Annotated in this window: 13 protein-coding genes and 7 pseudogenes; 8 read left to right on the top strand and 12 right to left on the bottom strand. The window is 55.1% G+C overall.

The genetic code is table 11. The features are described from left to right. Window positions 1-55: 55 nt before the first annotated feature. From MU558_RS03410 to MU558_RS03385, 6 genes and pseudogenes are all read right to left on the bottom strand, one after another. Entirely contained in the window at window positions 56-397 is a 342-nt protein-coding gene (locus tag MU558_RS03410; RefSeq protein WP_246971958.1) for a PemK-like protein, read from the bottom strand. Continuing rightward, a complete protein-coding gene (locus MU558_RS03405) occupies window positions 394-753 on the bottom strand; it encodes a MarR family transcriptional regulator (protein ID WP_246971956.1) in 360 nt (119 codons plus the stop codon). Before MU558_RS03405 ends, MU558_RS03410 begins: the two co-directional genes overlap by 4 nt. Window positions 754-845: 92 nt before the next feature. Next, window positions 846-1,233, bottom strand: a pseudogene (locus tag MU558_RS03400) (DUF7558 family protein). After that, the gene (locus MU558_RS03395; RefSeq protein WP_246971954.1) at window positions 1,233-1,523 is read right to left on the bottom strand and encodes a DUF8069 family protein; all 291 of its coding nucleotides are present in this window, start codon (window positions 1,521-1,523) and stop codon (window positions 1,233-1,235) included. Before MU558_RS03395 ends, MU558_RS03400 begins: the two are co-directional and overlap by 1 nt. Before the next feature lie 369 nt (window positions 1,524-1,892). Then, a complete protein-coding gene (locus tag MU558_RS03390; RefSeq protein ID WP_345781507.1) occupies window positions 1,893-2,285 on the bottom strand; it encodes a DUF7994 family protein in 393 nt (130 codons plus the stop codon). Window positions 2,286-2,470: 185 nt separating this feature from the next. Continuing rightward, window positions 2,471-3,025 (bottom strand): annotated as a pseudogene (locus tag MU558_RS03385) (hypothetical protein); the annotation flags it as partial. Window positions 3,026-3,660: 635 nt separating this feature from the next. Between MU558_RS03385 and MU558_RS03380 the strand changes: the two are divergent. Then, window positions 3,661-5,022 carry a CapA family protein gene (locus MU558_RS03380; RefSeq protein WP_246971949.1) on the top strand — a complete coding sequence of 454 codons (1,362 nt, stop codon included), beginning with the start codon at window positions 3,661-3,663 and terminating at the stop codon, window positions 5,020-5,022. Between the two features lie 211 nt (window positions 5,023-5,233). After that, window positions 5,234-5,646 (top strand): annotated as a pseudogene (locus MU558_RS03375) (zinc ribbon domain-containing protein); the annotation flags it as partial. Window positions 5,647-5,664: 18 nt separating this feature from the next. Here MU558_RS03375 and MU558_RS03370 read toward each other — a convergent pair. After that, a complete protein-coding gene (locus MU558_RS03370; RefSeq protein WP_246971947.1) occupies window positions 5,665-5,928 on the bottom strand; it encodes a HalOD1 output domain-containing protein in 264 nt (87 codons plus the stop codon). Between the two features lie 113 nt (window positions 5,929-6,041). On the opposite strand from MU558_RS03370, the gene MU558_RS03365 reads away from it, so the two are divergent. Further along, window positions 6,042-6,320 carry a DUF2250 domain-containing protein gene (locus MU558_RS03365; protein ID WP_246971945.1) on the top strand — a complete coding sequence of 93 codons (279 nt, stop codon included), beginning with the start codon at window positions 6,042-6,044 and terminating at the stop codon, window positions 6,318-6,320. A 189-nt stretch (window positions 6,321-6,509) separates the two neighbouring features. Here MU558_RS03365 and MU558_RS03360 read toward each other — a convergent pair whose 3' ends face one another. After that, the gene (locus tag MU558_RS03360) at window positions 6,510-7,289 is read right to left on the bottom strand and encodes a class I SAM-dependent methyltransferase (protein ID WP_246971944.1); all 780 of its coding nucleotides are present in this window, start codon (window positions 7,287-7,289) and stop codon (window positions 6,510-6,512) included. Between the two features lie 251 nt (window positions 7,290-7,540). Here MU558_RS03360 and MU558_RS03355 point away from each other — a divergent pair. Beyond that, window positions 7,541-7,750: pseudogene (locus MU558_RS03355) on the top strand (RNA-guided endonuclease InsQ/TnpB family protein); the annotation flags it as partial. A 190-nt stretch (window positions 7,751-7,940) separates the two neighbouring features. Here the strand turns inward: MU558_RS03355 and MU558_RS03350 are convergent. Further along, the gene (locus tag MU558_RS03350; protein ID WP_246971941.1) at window positions 7,941-9,131 is read right to left on the bottom strand and encodes an ISH3 family transposase; all 1,191 of its coding nucleotides are present in this window, start codon (window positions 9,129-9,131) and stop codon (window positions 7,941-7,943) included. A gap of 106 nt (window positions 9,132-9,237) precedes the next feature. Between MU558_RS03350 and MU558_RS03345 the strand changes: the two are divergent. The 3 pseudogenes from MU558_RS03345 to MU558_RS03340 form a co-directional block, all read left to right on the top strand. Next, window positions 9,238-10,359, top strand: a pseudogene (locus tag MU558_RS03345) (RNA-guided endonuclease InsQ/TnpB family protein); the annotation flags it as partial. Between the two features lie 43 nt (window positions 10,360-10,402). Beyond that, window positions 10,403-10,542, top strand: a pseudogene (locus MU558_RS23510) (DUF8158 family protein); the annotation flags it as partial. Window positions 10,543-10,607: 65 nt separating this feature from the next. Then, a pseudogene (locus MU558_RS03340) lies at window positions 10,608-11,076 on the top strand (DNA-binding protein); the annotation flags it as partial. A 332-nt stretch (window positions 11,077-11,408) separates the two neighbouring features. On the opposite strand, the gene MU558_RS03335 reads toward MU558_RS03340, so the two are convergent. The 3 genes from MU558_RS03335 to MU558_RS03325 are packed head-to-tail and all read right to left on the bottom strand — an operon-like array spanning window position 11,409 to window position 14,247. Further along, window positions 11,409-12,491 (bottom strand): ABC transporter ATP-binding protein, encoded by a 1,083-nt coding sequence (locus MU558_RS03335; RefSeq protein ID WP_246971940.1) that lies wholly within the window; start codon window positions 12,489-12,491, stop codon window positions 11,409-11,411. After that, on the bottom strand, window positions 12,488-13,315 hold the full coding sequence (locus MU558_RS03330) for an ABC transporter permease (protein ID WP_246971939.1): 828 nt from the start codon (window positions 13,313-13,315) through the stop codon (window positions 12,488-12,490). The genes MU558_RS03335 and MU558_RS03330 overlap by 4 nt, the downstream gene beginning before the upstream one ends. Further along, on the bottom strand, window positions 13,312-14,247 hold the full coding sequence (locus MU558_RS03325; RefSeq protein WP_246971938.1) for an extracellular solute-binding protein: 936 nt from the start codon (window positions 14,245-14,247) through the stop codon (window positions 13,312-13,314). The genes MU558_RS03330 and MU558_RS03325 overlap by 4 nt, the downstream gene beginning before the upstream one ends. A gap of 59 nt (window positions 14,248-14,306) precedes the next feature. On the opposite strand from MU558_RS03325, the gene MU558_RS03320 reads away from it, so the two are divergent. Then, window positions 14,307-14,732: a Tfx family DNA-binding protein gene (locus tag MU558_RS03320; RefSeq protein WP_246971937.1), complete on the top strand. Its 426-nt coding sequence runs from the start codon at window positions 14,307-14,309 to the stop codon at window positions 14,730-14,732. Window positions 14,733-14,861: the final 129 nt, after the last annotated feature.

Below are 14,861 nucleotides of genomic sequence, written 5' to 3'. Positions count from 1 at the left end.
TTACTGGCCCCGATGTCGATTGCCCGGTGTCGCCGTTGACAATAGCACGGTTCGCTCAGGAGGAAATGTAGCTGATTAACTGTGTGGCCACGTTCTCGGTGCGTTCGCCGACGAGAGAGGTCATATGGAATTCCACCTCTGACACACCGTTGAGGGTCGCGAGCGACCACGGAAGAACGTGACTTCGTTCCCCGAGTGGCTCGCCTTTGTAGTCGTCATCGCGGAGCGTGAGCGATTCTTCATGATAACCTTTCGTGGAGATCAGGACAGTGATCAGCTGTACGCCGTGGTTCGGGAACCGAGGTGTTCCCAGAACAAGCATCGGACGACCTTTGTCCGAGAGTGGATCGGTCCCCCAAATAATGTCGCCGCGTTCCAGTTCATCGAACGCGGTCACCGCACTTCCTCCATTTCGTCAGTCTTCAACTTCTCGAGATGCTCTTCGCCGTACTGTTCGTCTGCAGTCTGATGGTGCTGGTGAAGTTGGTAGGCAGCTCGAAGTCGGTCCTCGTTGTCTGTGATCGCCCAGTACGGGCGCTTGTGCCGCACAAGACCTCGTTCCTTCAGTCGCGAGAGGATGGCACTAACGGCGTCCGTATCCAGTTCGAGTTGGTCAGCAATCGTCGCCGCCTTCCACGCCCGGTCGTCGTTCTTGTCGAGGAACAGCACGATCCGTTCGGTGTCGTTTCGTTCCTCAAATTCATCGTCGTCGGCGTTCTCGAACTCGTCGATATCGATGGTGCCGCTCGACATAGATTATTGTTGGTACCGTGGGTGCATAGCTATTTGGGTGTTTGTTACAGGAAGAGTACACTCACGTCCGAAGGTCGGTTTACCTCTATCATTCACTCTATCGGCGTCGTGACGAGGGGCTCCTTGAGGTCACGCGTCCAGTCGGTAGCTGGCCCACCGGGGCTACACCTCGCACACAGCTGTAACGATCTCTCGAGATGGCCGAGTTCGACGCGGAACCGTGTGAGCCGGGCGGGACCGAAGGCCCCGCTGGAAGCCGGCGTGAAACGCCGGCGACGCCGCGATCATGTCGACGACGAGCCTACAGCAGCCGTCACAGGTGCAGTGATCGCGCTCGCCAGGGCCCGGCTCCGCCTTGATAACGCAGTCGACACAGATTGGGTTGGTGACCTGCTCGTCTTGGCCCCACGTATGCGCCTTGCCAGACCCGGTGCCGGACAGGGCATCGCAGAAGGTACAGTCAGCGAGCGTCTGCCACATCACTCACTCTCCGTGTTGGCGTTGTGAGCAGCCGTCCAGCCACGATGGAAAACAGCAAGCTGAGTGCTCGAGTCAAAGGCAGTCCCACTTGGCTCGTGGACGAACACCCGTTTGCCAGGTACCGGCGTTACCACACCGTTATCGATGAGTTCCGTAACGAGCTGTCGGGCGGTTGTATCGCCGATATCTGCTGTCACGACGCAAGTTGCATCTCGATCATGGGCAACGAGTCTGGCTTCGAACCGGCTGTGATCGTCTGCAGTGTTGTCAATCGGATTTGGATCAGTCATTGTAAACCACATGACGGCTCACTGTTGAGTGCGCCTCCTGCCTCATGGCGCCAAGAAAATCGCTGCTTGAAGCACAGTCGAGTAGAAGATACTCGGTGATGCGTACTGGAGGCAGTACCTATATTCACCAACAGGCTGGAGTACCGACAGTTGGTGATTACAGATATTCGAGGAGAACACCCACGACTGCAGTCGTGAGAGTAGTCACAGGGCTGTTCGCCAAAGCTTGCTGGTGATCTGAATTGACAGTCGTCCTGCAGACTCAATCGACAGCTTCTCGGAAGTTAGTTATTGAACTGTCATGATTCTTGCTCGAATACCGTGTCCGTTGGACCGCCCTACCGAAGAAAGCTGGAGTGGTCGTTCACTTTATGTACCATTTCGATCGAGTCTCTCACCACGGGTATACTTTCCATGGTAGACGAGCATGTCAATGCCCATTGCCGCTAGCGAAAGTCCACCGATGGCGGCCACTAGAAGGAAAAAGAGGCTGTGTTTACTTCCCACGAACCCAAGTGGGAGTGACAGTCCGAGAAAGATGTTTCCGAGGCCGCTCCATTGATACCATGCCCAGCGGGCAGTTAGTTGCGTGTCGGTCGCTGCTACGATATCGAAGATGCCTGCCAGTCCTAGCAACGTCACCTGGCTGAGTAGGAGTGGTGTTTTGAACAGATTCTCAACAAGTAGGACGACACCACCAGCGATGAGGACAAGAAACGCACCAACGATGGCACTCATTTGACGATTTCGTCGCTCATTCATGCGTGGGCTAGTATCTGTACGTGGTATCTATTTGAAAGATTGTGTGGCCGAGACGCGTGGTGGATACAGCTTGGCTAGTCGAGAGCTTAAATTACGGGAACACTGATACTGGTGATCTCACCGTTGTTGAACCTCTCGCTGTTGGTAACAGGATCTGATTCGAGCGTCGTTACACGGACGTGACTCAACGCCTTGAGACCGGCTTCCAGCGATTCATGAAGTTGCCAGGATGCTCGCTCGAATGTCTCGTCCGTTGGCCTGTTCCACTGGGGAAAGCCAGCATGGTTGCTCACCTTGACGGTCCACTCAGCCGGTGCATCGGAGGGGTGTTGCGTCAGAAGTCCAACGATGTAGAGATACTCCTCATCGCCATGGAAGCTGTTAACGGGATTTTCGACACCGTGGCCGAGCAAGAACAACGGTTGCTCGAGATGTACCATGTTCGACAGGGCTAGCAAGTCATCCAGCTGGTCTGCATGAATGCTTCGCTCACGCCCTTCGTCCACGTAGTGGCTCATACTCGAGAGCGTCTCGAGGAAGGTGAACTGCACGGCGGCGTAGCTGAGACAACGTTCTGTTCGTGTCTCATCGAGCAACTGCTTGAGTCGAGCGAAGTCTCGGAGAACGCATTCCGGATAACCGTCGGAATGCCGGTAGACCTGTGCGATGCGATTGGTTGAGCCCTGTTCTGCTGCAGACTCGTTTCGGTGGACGAATCAGAGTTGACTCGAGGTTGACATCGATCTCTCCTCTCCGGCGTGAGTGCGCTGGCACCCATCACCGGCGCAGAAAATCACTGCAGGAACGCGTCTGTCTCACGGAGTAGTGCGATTCGGATCGGTAGTGGCATCGACAGTGATAGTCAAGGCAATCGACTTACAGATAGATGTGAAATTCGACGCTCGAGGAAGCGTTGACCGAGATGTCGGCCGAACCGGATTTCGTCGTCCTATCGGACGCTCCCGGCGACGCCGCGGCCACGATTGACAAGCACCGCGAGGTATCGAAGTGCAAACCGACTCGCCTTCTCTGGCAACTTGCCATTCAGTCTACAAAGGGCGTGCACCCCGCATCTAGACCGTGAACTCACCGTTCGTATGTCTATTTGAGTCTGTACACACACATATCCTGGTGGGGACTTAGGAAGCGCTCTTGTGTAGCACATTGTTGATGCGGAGCCGTCCCGCGATTCTGCAGCGAGTGTAGTAGATCGCGAACTTGCATCTCAGTGGCTCTGGTGGATAAGTCTTGACTCGAGCCGACGACAGGAAACTGTATCAACAATCTCCGCCACAAGAGCGTAGGAAGTATCTCTATTTGTACGAAGGATGACTAGATCAGTAGAATTCAAGTACACTGTATATCAGTAATAGTCATGGCATCTGATTCGTTCACCTTCGCTGCAACGGGAGACGCGATTATCGCACCGTCGGTCTCCAAACCGGAAAACGTGGAGCGATTTGACGATCTTCTCAACGTGCTCCGTACTGCCGATGCTGCAGTCACTCAAGTGGAACCTGTCCTATTGAACCAGGAGACCCCTCACGCAGCCTTACGACAGGTGACCGATCAGTACCAGTACCTTGCACCATTCCCAGGCGCTCTCATAGGAACTAGCCCTGACGTCCTTGACGAACTAACCGAAATGGGCCTCAACCTGTTCACAGCTGCGTCGAATCACTCCCTTGATTTCGGGGAACGAGGACTTCGAACGACCTTCTCTGCGATGCGCACGCGGGACGTAACGTTTGCAGGGATCGGACGGGACCTAACAGAGGCGAGTTCTCCCAGCTATCTGGACACCGACGCTGGCCGCGTCGGCCTCCTTAATGCGACGACGAGTATCCCTCCTGGTGGGGAGGCACGTGTCTCAACGCCCGGATTCGACGGTACGTGCGGCGTCAATCCGCTTCACGTGGAGTGGACGTATCGAATGTCACCCGAACATCTCGAACAACTACGGACAATCGCTTCCCACACCGGGATCGATCAGGTCAAAGGAGAGTGGCTCCGGCGCGAAAACTCCGACTGGCAGACCGACGATGCGTACTACTTCATGCAGATGCGGTGTGCCCCAACGACGGAGGCGCAGCCACCAGGTATCTATCATTCTCTTCACGAACGCGATCGCAAGACACTCCTTTTGGGTATCGAGGAGGCAACTGCCACTGCTGACTGGGTTGTTGTAGCCCTTCACTCTCATCAGGCCAGAGCTGGGAACCGAAATACAAAGGAGATACCTCAGTTCCTCCAGCAGTTTGCCCACGAATGTGTCGAGACAGGCGCCGACACAGTCGTCGTGACCGGACCACACGCGCTCCGTGGGGTGGAAATCCATCGGGAAAGACCGATCTTCTATTCCTTGGGGAACTTCTTCTTCCACGAGGACGTCATTCATCGGGTTCCAGATTCCCTCGACCAGACAGTCGACTCCACTGTGCCGGACGTGCGTGGGGAAGATGCCTCTTCGGAGTCGGACTCGACAGTCGCACACGATGCGGAGAACTGGATGTCTATCGTCCCACGATGCGAATTCGCACCGTCAGGGACGCTTGTAGACATAACACTACATCCATGTACCCTCCACCCCCAGTCACCCCATTCGCCGCAAGGGACACCAACTCTCGCAACTGGTGACGAGGCCCGTGACATCCTCAACACTGTCGCTGAACGTTCCGCGGCGTTCGGGACTACTATCCATATCGAGGAGGAGACAGGCGTGATAGATATCCCATAGCAATGTCCATCATTCGCATTCCTCGAGAGGTACGAACTCCTTGCTGTACGGACAGAAGCGCCCCTACTTGGCTTTCGTCCAGTGCGTTGACTGCTTAGAAGCTGCAGGTCTCATCGAGCAGTCGAATGAAGGTCAACCGGCAGAGTACATAGCTCATGAAATCGTACTCCAGGAAGCCTGTTAGTACGACAAGAACCAGAGTTTGAGAGACGATCTCGTTGCGGTCGAAGACCTTGACGCAAAAGGTCTGGTCGAACTTGATGACAACTCTCGAAAACATGCCGGAGCAGTGGGGAGAGCGTTCCTCCGAACGCTTGAGTACAAGTGTGAACGCGAAAGGACTACTTCGTGACCGTCGATTCGGCCGGGACGGCCAAAGAGTGTGCGGCGTGTGGTGTCTCGACCGACAAGCCGCTCTGGGTTCGCGAACACTCTTGCCCGTCGTGCGGTTTCACAACGGATGGGGATTGGGATGCAACCTGGAATGTTCTTTCTCGCGGGATCAAACAGGTAGGAGCCGGACGCTCCGAATCAACGCCTGTGGAGACAGCGCTTCCTACGGAAACCGATTCGGTTTCTGCAAGGTGCGTCTTGGAAGCAGGAGGTTCCACCCTCAAGGAACGAGCGAATACGGTGGGCAGTTCACTGGCTGTCTGTAGTTGTACTGGCCTGCTCAGAAACGATTACTGTCGTGGGTGTGACGGTCACCTGATACTCGTCTGCCGTAAACGTGACCGTCACTGGCCCGGTTGCTGACTCGAGAAGTTGTTCGAGGACATCTGGATCGATGAAGTCATAGAGACGATTGGACTCGAGGTCGAACCCTTCGGCCTCGAGTGCATCCACAATTGCGAGGAGGAGGTCGTCATATCCATCTTGCGTTGGTCGATCCTGTGTATCACTCATGTCTCTTTGTCGTTTTTCGTAGTTTAAAGAGATGTTGGTCACCTATAGAATCTTACCGCATCTCTGGTTGACGGAACGCGGCTTGGATACTCGTGTAGCAACCAGCGTTGAGTATGCGTTTCGATGCTGACTGGATGTCACGTGCCGATGATCGGATTTTGGAACATCTCTCTGAACGCGGGCCAGATACGCCAAAGTCGATGGCTGACAGTGGTCGTGTGCGATTCTCCCGACAGCATATCAATCAGCGCTGTAAGAAGCTTGTTGTCTACGGATTACTCGTTCACCTCGGGAATGGTGTCTACGACATTACTGATGCAGGCCAGCAGTATCTCGATGGCGAGCTAGATGTCCGAAACCTGGATCCAACTACCGCTGAGAACGGAAAATAATCGTTCACAGATAGATCGGTCGTGGAGCGAATACTAGTTCTCACAGGAGGGGATCATAGGATTATACTCATGGAGTTGGTTGCATCTCCATTTCGGCGAACTAATCGATACGAAGGTCGTGCGAACTGACCGCCAGTCTACAGATGAGCAAGGCAAGTGCCTTGAGGCGTGACCCCGAGGCGGTTCACGCTATTTGCGGGTTTGAATGGCGACGACGCGGAGTCGCCGGTAATCAGCGATCCACGTTCCGTTTTGAAGCAGGTCATCGCGAAGACGATCTTCGACAGCAGAGATGATTGTTGATTGGTCCTCATCAGGAACGACGGATAGCAGGCTATCGCCGAACATGCTGAGCCATTCTGCAAGTCCGTCTGGCCCATTATCGAGTTCCGTCGGGCGGTCGAAGAGTGTCGCATGTCGCGTCTCAAAGCCATGTGATTCGAGCTTCGTGGCGTATTCGCCGATACTCGGGAAGTACCATGGGCTCTCGACTTCATAGCCATGCTCAGCCGCTTCTTTACGGACTGCGTTGACGATAGCGGCGACGTTTCCTGCGCCACCGAGTTCGGCGACGAATCGTCCTTCAGGAACGAGAGCGTCAGCAACCGAATCGAGAACGGCGTCTTGCTCGGGAATCCAGTGGAGCGCCGCGTTAGAGAATACCGCGTCGAATGGGTCCTCGAATGCGAAGTTCCGAGCATCAGCATGTACAAACTCACACTCTGGATAAGTTTTGCGTGCCTTCGCAACCATCTCTTCGGAGCTATCGAGACCAACAACGTTTGCTCCCGAGTTGGAAATTTGCGCTGTCAGGTGGCCAGTCCCACATCCGAGATCGAGTATTCGTTCGTCCTTTGCCGGCTCTAGAAGATCAACCACACCCTCGCCATACTCAAAGACGAAGGAATGCTCTTCGTCATAGGCGTCAGTATCCCACTCATTTGCTTTTTCTTCGCCCGGTTTAGTCATACAACTATACTGGTCAAAGAAGCAACTTCTACCTATCGAATACGCCATCATCTCACTTAAATCATAGATCCATGCATTCAGTAGAGCTATTATATGCTGAACAGGCGCAATACCACGGCCTTCAGGCCATGGATACGCGCCGTCACTCAGTGACCCATTCTACCGACTCCGACAGAGCCGGATATTCCACCGTTCTCAATCCAAATCTTTACAAAAGAAACGAATATAAGCGATTATAGAGGCGTTTCACGATGCTGGAAGTCCACCGCACCCATCGAGCGAAAATCCGCAACCACTCACAGGTCGCGGAGTCGCTCGACCGGCACGGGTGGAGTGCCAGCAAGTTGTGGAACGTCGCCAACTACCATTCCCGAGAAGTGTGGGCGGAAACGGGCGAGATTCCCGACCACGAGGAGTTGAAAGACGAATTGAAGACACATCCAAAATCGCTAGTTGTCCACTGCGTCAATCACGCCACGGACAGATCCGAGGAAATAGACGAGACGTGAGGCAGAATCAGTGTGTAACCTGACGAGGAGACAGCACACAGTTGAGAATCTGTCTCACTACGCTCACTTTGGCAGAGATTCTGACGACGAGAAAGATAGCTGACGCTAGTAGCCGACCTCGCTTCGTCAGAAGCGAGGCGGCTTAGCCGAGTCCGTGATCACATCCAGGTGGCAATCCGGTACCGTTCGTCCGATGCTTCTCTTTCCATCCCAGATCGCGGTCTAACTCCCGGACGACTCCGTGGAGAAACGCATCTCCGAACGTGAACTCAACGGGAAGTGCTCGCCCGCCACGGCGTGGCCGGGCGAGCACGGCCCACTGTAATACCAGCCACAACTGCTCTAACAAGAACCCGACACCCACGTAGAAGAGGCGAATCGTCGTTGACGGTGTTGTCGTCACTGCACGCGCTTCACGGAACTTCTCGTAGCTCTTTTCGATCTGTGACCGCTTGTTGTAGATCGTCGCAACCTGCGTCGGCGTCCGGTCTTCCAGACCGTACGCCGCGTATCCGGTCGTCTTCACGCCAGACTTTCCACGGTCACCGTTCTGGTAGGTAACGTTCACTGCCATCGGAAACGTCTGTTCGTGCTCTTTCCCCTCACAAATCGTCTCTTCGGTCATGTATGACGCCGTTACGGAGAGCTTCTTTCGGATCGACGCCTTCCCGGTCTTGACCGGGAAGACTGGCGGTGCACTTTCTCGAAGGACGCCAATCAGCTTCCCGACGTAGGCGTCTCGATCCATGAGAATTCGGTCGATCTCGAATGGATACGTCTCGACGCGGGCGAGCAGGCGCTCGACCGCGTCGGCCTTGCTATCTTCGCCAGCAACCGGTTCAACCGCGAGTGTCAGCGGCTTTCCCTGCGCAATCACGAACGCTGTGCAGTAGCGATGACACTGGGTAGTCCCGTCCCGAGCAGACATCCGTCTGATCTCGCCGTCACTGCTGGGATTTCCGTGGAAGGGGTTGTCCATGAAGTCGATACAGACGGTTCTCGACCTGTGGCGGTCGAGAACCGTCATCGCCAGCGTAGCGAGAATATCGTTGACGGCGTCTAGCATCGGGTCTTTTTGGAGCGTGTGGAGCCAATCCATGACGGGTTCTCTATTGGGCGTTTCCTCTGTATTGGTCGTGACGCCGTTGACAGAGGTTGTCCCAGCGGCGGCTCGAAGAACGACTTCCATGATATCGCCGGGATCGAGGGGCGAGCCCTCGATTCCCGGCATCGGAATCAACAGGAGGAGCTCCAGAGAAAGAGCCTTGAGTTGCCGGTTCGAAATGAACTCGTCTGGATCAGTAAGCACCTGCTTGAGTTTTGGAAGGTTCATCAGGTGCGGATCCGGACAGCGGATGAATCAGATTTCTGATTCACCCGCTTCCTTCATCACTACGTGTTAGCCAGCTGGCCGCTTAGCCAGAGTGGACAACTAGCGAAAATACAAGGGACTCCATTCTCAGTCCAGTCAGCGGGTTCTGGAGGAACTCGCTGAAGCCTTCAACTCGTGGTACTCCTCGGACGACGACCGGGACAATCCGCCCGGCTACCGCAAACGCAATTACTACGATGACGAAGGCCGCCGCGTCCACGAAGAGCACCCGCGCAGCACAGTGACGTGGAAGCAAAACGGTATCCGTCACGATACGAAGAACAACCGCGTCCGGCTATCGAAAGGTGCGAATCACAAGGAACATCCCCGAGCGTGGGAATATATCCTTGTCGAATACGAAACCCGTCCCGGCGTCACAGTCGAGAACCTGCAACAGGTTCGCGCCGTCTACGACCAGCAGAGAGAGCGGTGGGAACTCCACCTCGTCTGTAAAGACGAAATCGAGACACCTACCGCACCCGGCAACGAAACTGCCGGTATCGACCTCGGTATCAGTAACTTCGCGGCTGTTGCGTACAGCACCGAAGACGCCGACCTCTACCCCGGCAACCGCCTGAAGCAAGACGGCTACTACTTCCCGAAGGAAATCGCCACATGCGACGATAGCGGTGGTGAACGAGCGACAAGGCTTCACCAGACGTGGTCGGAGCGCCGCACCCACTTTTTCCACAGTCTCGCCAAGCACATCGTTGAACGGTGTGTTGAGAAGAGGGTTGGACGCATCAACGTCGGTGACTTGGAAGGCGTCCGAGAGGACGATGACGGGGAAGCAAAAAACTGGGGCAAGCACGGCAACCTCGACTTGCAAGGGTGGGCGTTCGACCGCTTCACCAACATCCTCGAATACAAGGCGAAAGTTGAGGGAATCACGGTCGTGGAAGTGTCCGAACGCGATACGAGCAAGACGTGTTGCGTATGCGGTAGGGAAGACGATGGTCAGCGCGTCGAGCGTGGCTTGTACGTGTGTGAGGCGTGTGATGTGGCGTTCAATGCAGACGTAAACGGGGCGGAGAATATCCGTCTCGACCTGAATGAAAGTAACTCCGAATCTGCACCCGATTTGGGTGGGGATAGGAGTACCGGCTGGTTGGCACAGCCCGGAGTCTACCTTCACGACCTTTCCCGAGGATTCCAACCTCGGGCAGAGGTGGTAGACTGCAAACCGTAATATCCCAACCTCGGGATTCCTCCGCGTTCACGCGGAGGAGGATGTCAACCACCGCATCCTCGTCGACCATACCCCTTTCGGACTGCCACGCACGATCTCGAGATGTGCGATATCGACGGCGTTCGTATCGGGACGACGGCAGGCAGGTTCCTCGGAGAACTGAACGCGCAGCACGACGGCTGAAACTGACGTGAGCAATTCCGGTCGCCAGGATGGTGATGGGCAAGCTCTGTGCAATCCCTAAAACCGTTACCCAGAAGCAGTTGGCGACTGTGAACAAGCAGTCGATGCGACTGGCAGAGCAGTTGGATGGCTGGTCTCGAGCAGCGATCAGTCGACGGTTGAGTGAAGCCGTCGTCGGTGGCCTGGACCTGACAAGTGCGCTCGTCAACGTACTCGAGGAACTGCAGACGGCATCCGGGCACGTCATCCCCATTGGAAAACTCGAGAGGGTGAATCGAAGAGGTGAGCATCGAATGGCGTGTCGAAATTCTGTGGGATCCCTCACGTGCGAGCATCGCGCAGGTTGATGTCATTGCGGATGGCAGTGGCCAGACACGCGTGACGATCTGGAAGTCATCAGACGCTCTGTGGATCGAGGAAGGCAAGCAGGTGTGCATTCACAAGGTTGCCCGGTACTGGCACGAGGGCCGTGTCTCATTGGCCGTGACCGGATGGACGACGATCCACTTCCTCGAACTCTGCCGTTGGTGGGAATCGCCAGGCCTAAGCACCTTTTTTGCTGGTGTTCGCGCAATCATCGCCACCTCCACGGTCTAGGCTGTTCACGGTCAGTGACCGTTGTCGTTCGAAAGGGCTCCGCTCTTTTGTGATGACGAAACTCTTTGATCCAGAAGTTGAGACTGAAGTTCCCAATGCTCGAGCATTGAACATGATCACCAATCCATATTTACTGCCTATGGAGTTCAGAGCGTCTCTCGGAACACTCGCTCAACATCCTACTCGGTTAACATCGAGATGAAAACGCAACTCACTGATCTCTACTTCTGTGAATGTGTATGCGTCACTCGTATCGACCTCGCAACAGTTCATACGACTACAACATCCGAACCGTCGAATTCGACGGCAACGTCATCCCCTTCGTTGACAGTGACACTGGAGTTGACGACTGCTTTGAACGTCTCTGAGAGGCCGCAGTCGAGGAAGATCGTCTTCGATCCTCTCTCGGATATGACCCTCTCTATGGTGCAGTCGATACTGTTGATAGACGTGCCATCAGACCGGTGTGGTTGGGTCTGGGTACGACGACCGCCGTCGCCTCTCGTGTTCTCTGTGATCGTCACGGATTCGGGGACAATACCGATGCAGACATCAGATTTCGATACGTTACCGTCATCGAGAACCGTTTGTTCCGGCTCGACCCACGCGACACCGGTATCCACGACTGTTCGGCCGGACTCAGTCTCACGTATCTCACCGCGTATGAGATTCTCGATGCCCACGAAGTCGGCGACGAACTCGTTCCGTGGCGATTCAAGCATCTCCTCATAACTACCTTGCTGGAGTACAGTGCCATCCCGCATCACGACGACCGAGTCGGCGACGACTGACGCCTCGTTCTGGTCGTGTGTGACATAGATGCAGGGAATGTCGAGGTCGGCGAGTACGCGCCGGAGTTCGTACTTGAGACGCCGGCGGATGGGTTCGTCGAGTCCCGTCGTGGGCTCGTCAAGGAGTAATGCGTCGGGTTCTGTAACGATCGCTCTGGCCACCGAGACGCGGCGTTTTTCGCCCCCCGAGAGCGTCTCCGGCGATCTGTCAGCTTCGAGCAATCCGTCGATTTCCAGCAGCTTACACAGGTCGCGTATCTCGTCGTCGGTGATCGCAGCCCCGTACTCGATGTTCTCACGCACAGAGAGGTGAGGAAAGAGCGTCGGTCGCTGAAAGACCATCCCGATATTTCTCCGCTCGGGGGAGACACCATCGAGCGGTTGATCATTGAGAAAAACGGAGCCCGAGTCGGGAGTCTCGAAGCCGGAGATGATCTCGAGGAGTGTCGACTTCCCGCTCCCGCTAGGTCCAATGACCGCAGTAATCTCGTTTCCGAGTTCGACGTCAACATCAAGCCCAAAGCCGCCGTAGGTCTTCGTGACCCCGTCGAGACGGATCATTCTTTGACACCTATGCTCTTTCCGGAATAGCGGATTCCGACGACTACGGCCAATCCGAAAGTCACCAGCACTGCGACAATCGGGAGAGTGGCGTAGACCCCTCTCGATATGAAGGTCACCCATATCTGCGTCGGCATTGTATGGGGATTGTACGCTGTCATCATCGTGGCACCAAACTCGCCGATCGAACGCGCGAACGTGAGGGCGACTCCCGCGAGTATGTGTCCGCTGGTGAGCGGCAACGAGACCCGGAAGAACGTTTCAACAGGTCCCTTTCCCAAGCTTCTCGACGCTCTCTCGTACTCCTCGACGGAGTCGAAACCCGCACGTGACGTGATGACGACGAACGGAGATGCCACGAAGGTCTGTGCAAAGATGATACCAATGTACGAATCGGTGAGCGTCAGTCCCAGCGAGTTGGCAACCTGCCCAACAGGTGTGAAGCTACCGAAGCCCGTGAGGAGCATCACACCGCCAACGACTGGCGGAAGCACGAGCGGAAGTATGACCAGAGAGTCAACGAGGAGTTTGCCCCTGAACTCCGATCGCGAGAGAAAGTAGGCCAGAGGTACGCCGAAGGCTGTGGCTACAGCTGTCGAGATAGGGGCTGTCGTGAGCGAATATCTAGCTGCCGAAATGATCTCTGGACGTGTGAAGTCAGCAACAGAGATTCCGTTCCCCTGAGCGCCCGCGAAAAAGGTCACAAACGGGTAGAGCAGATAGACGGCCAGAATAGCCCCGAGAAGACCAAAGACAGTGTAGTCACCACCGAAGACTGAGTTGAATCCTGTTCGGTTACTTTTGGTTTCGTGCATCCGAGTCATGGAAGGACTTCCTCCGGAACATCTCCATTCGTTCTGGGGAATCTATCATCGACTATGAGGCCGTTCTCGCTGAGGACATCCCGGTTCTGCAGGAGGTAGCTGAGGAACCGTCGTCCGTTCTCGGGATGGTCAGCGCTGGTGAGGACGGTCGCGTTGTACAGTACCGGCGTCCCTTCGATAGTCGTACCCTCGTCAGTCGTATACGTCGCTTGAGCGTAATGATCTGCGTACTCTGGGTTCGAGAAATTGAGTTCGTCGGGTAGCGAAACAAAGGAGAGACCGTGGTCGACTGCCATATTCTTATAACAGACAGCAGCGGCCCGGTCTCCCGTCTCAATTCCTGCCAGCAGATGTGCTTCCTGTGGATCGATTTCGAGTCGGTTGATGAGGTCCTGTGCTAGACCATCGACATCATAGTACTCCTCGGCAAGCTTGAACATCTGGACCGTCCGATACCCGAGCGGATCGAGATCGGGGTCGCTCATCGCTATCTCCGAATCCGCCTCACGTAATGCCCTGTACCACGGTGTCCCGTTTTCGAGCATCCGTCCGACCTGCGTGTCGGGGTTGTACGTTATACCAACGGAGTTCGAGGCGAAGACGACATCCCACGTCGTGTAGTCGGGTTGGAGTTCGTCACGGAGTAGGCCGGCATCAGCACTTGCGACCACGTCTGGCGACTTCTGCCCTGACGTGATGAACCGCATGACAGCATTCGAGCCATGGAATTCTCCCTGAAACGTTGTCCCCGTTTCCTGTTCAAACGACTCTCCTACCTTGTTCCCGAGAATTATCGAGAGACTTCCCGCTGATAATAACTCCATTTTACCCGTACTGTTACTGCTGCTACAGCCAGCAATCCCGAAGACGGTTGTCGCACCGACTGTAGTGAGGAATTGCCTCCGGGTGATACTAGATCGCGTATTCGTCACGTGCTAATAGAGAAGAAGTTAGGAAAAAAGCTTATCTCAAACACTACTGTTTGACCAATATGATCTCTGCAGACTCGACGATCCTGACTGACCGCCAAATAGAGGTGCTCGAGCTCCGAGAGCGAGGATTTACACAACAGGAAGTAGCCGAGGAATTCGACACGACTGGCTCGAACGTGAGCGCTATCGAACGCGCGGCTAAACAGAACGTTGAGAAAGCTCGTCGGACATTAGAACTCGTCCGGACGATTCGGTCGCCGGTTCAGTTTTCTGTTTCTCCAGGAACGAGTTTTGACGATCTGGTCGCCAGTGTGTACTCACACGGAGACGAGGCTGGCATTAAGATTGCGTACTGTCGCCCGGAGCTCTATACACACCTCTACGGGGTGCTTGAAGAGTGTACGAAACAGAACGAACTGATGGCGTCGATTGATATCGGGATTACCAACGAGGGCGAGGTGAGAGTCTTTTCAGAGGACCTCTGAGAGTGGTTCGGAACCACGAGTCTCATAGCCCTGTCACCGATTCTATGACACGCTTATACTACACTTGGGCTTGTACGTGTTTTCAGCCGGTTAATTGATTACGATCCCCTTCGGTGTAGTGTATCTGTA

It is taken from the genome of Natribaculum luteum (assembly GCF_023008545.1).
GTDB lineage: Archaea > Halobacteriota > Halobacteria > Halobacteriales > Natrialbaceae > Natribaculum > Natribaculum luteum.
This window is presented reverse-complemented; position numbering and strand designations above follow the sequence as displayed.

Bases quoted from the DNA above. Each gene is read 5' to 3' on its own strand.
- MU558_RS03405 (WP_246971956.1), bottom strand. From the start codon at position 753: ATGTCGAGCGGCACCATCGATATCGACGAGTTCGAGAACGCCGACGAC.
- MU558_RS03395 (WP_246971954.1), bottom strand. From the start codon at position 1,523: ATGACTGATCCAAATCCGATTGACAACACTGCAGACGATCACAGCCGG.
- MU558_RS03390 (WP_345781507.1), bottom strand. From the start codon at position 2,285: ATGAATGAGCGACGAAATCGTCAAATGAGTGCCATCGTTGGTGCGTTT.
- MU558_RS03380 (WP_246971949.1), top strand. From the start codon at position 3,661: ATGGCATCTGATTCGTTCACCTTCGCTGCAACGGGAGACGCGATTATC.
- MU558_RS03370 (WP_246971947.1), bottom strand. From the start codon at position 5,928: ATGAGTGATACACAGGATCGACCAACGCAAGATGGATATGACGACCTC.
- MU558_RS03365 (WP_246971945.1), top strand. From the start codon at position 6,042: ATGCGTTTCGATGCTGACTGGATGTCACGTGCCGATGATCGGATTTTG.
- MU558_RS03360 (WP_246971944.1), bottom strand. From the start codon at position 7,289: ATGACTAAACCGGGCGAAGAAAAAGCAAATGAGTGGGATACTGACGCC.
- MU558_RS03350 (WP_246971941.1), bottom strand. From the start codon at position 9,131: ATGAACCTTCCAAAACTCAAGCAGGTGCTTACTGATCCAGACGAGTTC.
- MU558_RS03335 (WP_246971940.1), bottom strand. From the start codon at position 12,491: ATGATCCGTCTCGACGGGGTCACGAAGACCTACGGCGGCTTTGGGCTT.
- MU558_RS03330 (WP_246971939.1), bottom strand. From the start codon at position 13,315: ATGACTCGGATGCACGAAACCAAAAGTAACCGAACAGGATTCAACTCA.
- MU558_RS03320 (WP_246971937.1), top strand. From the start codon at position 14,307: ATGATCTCTGCAGACTCGACGATCCTGACTGACCGCCAAATAGAGGTG.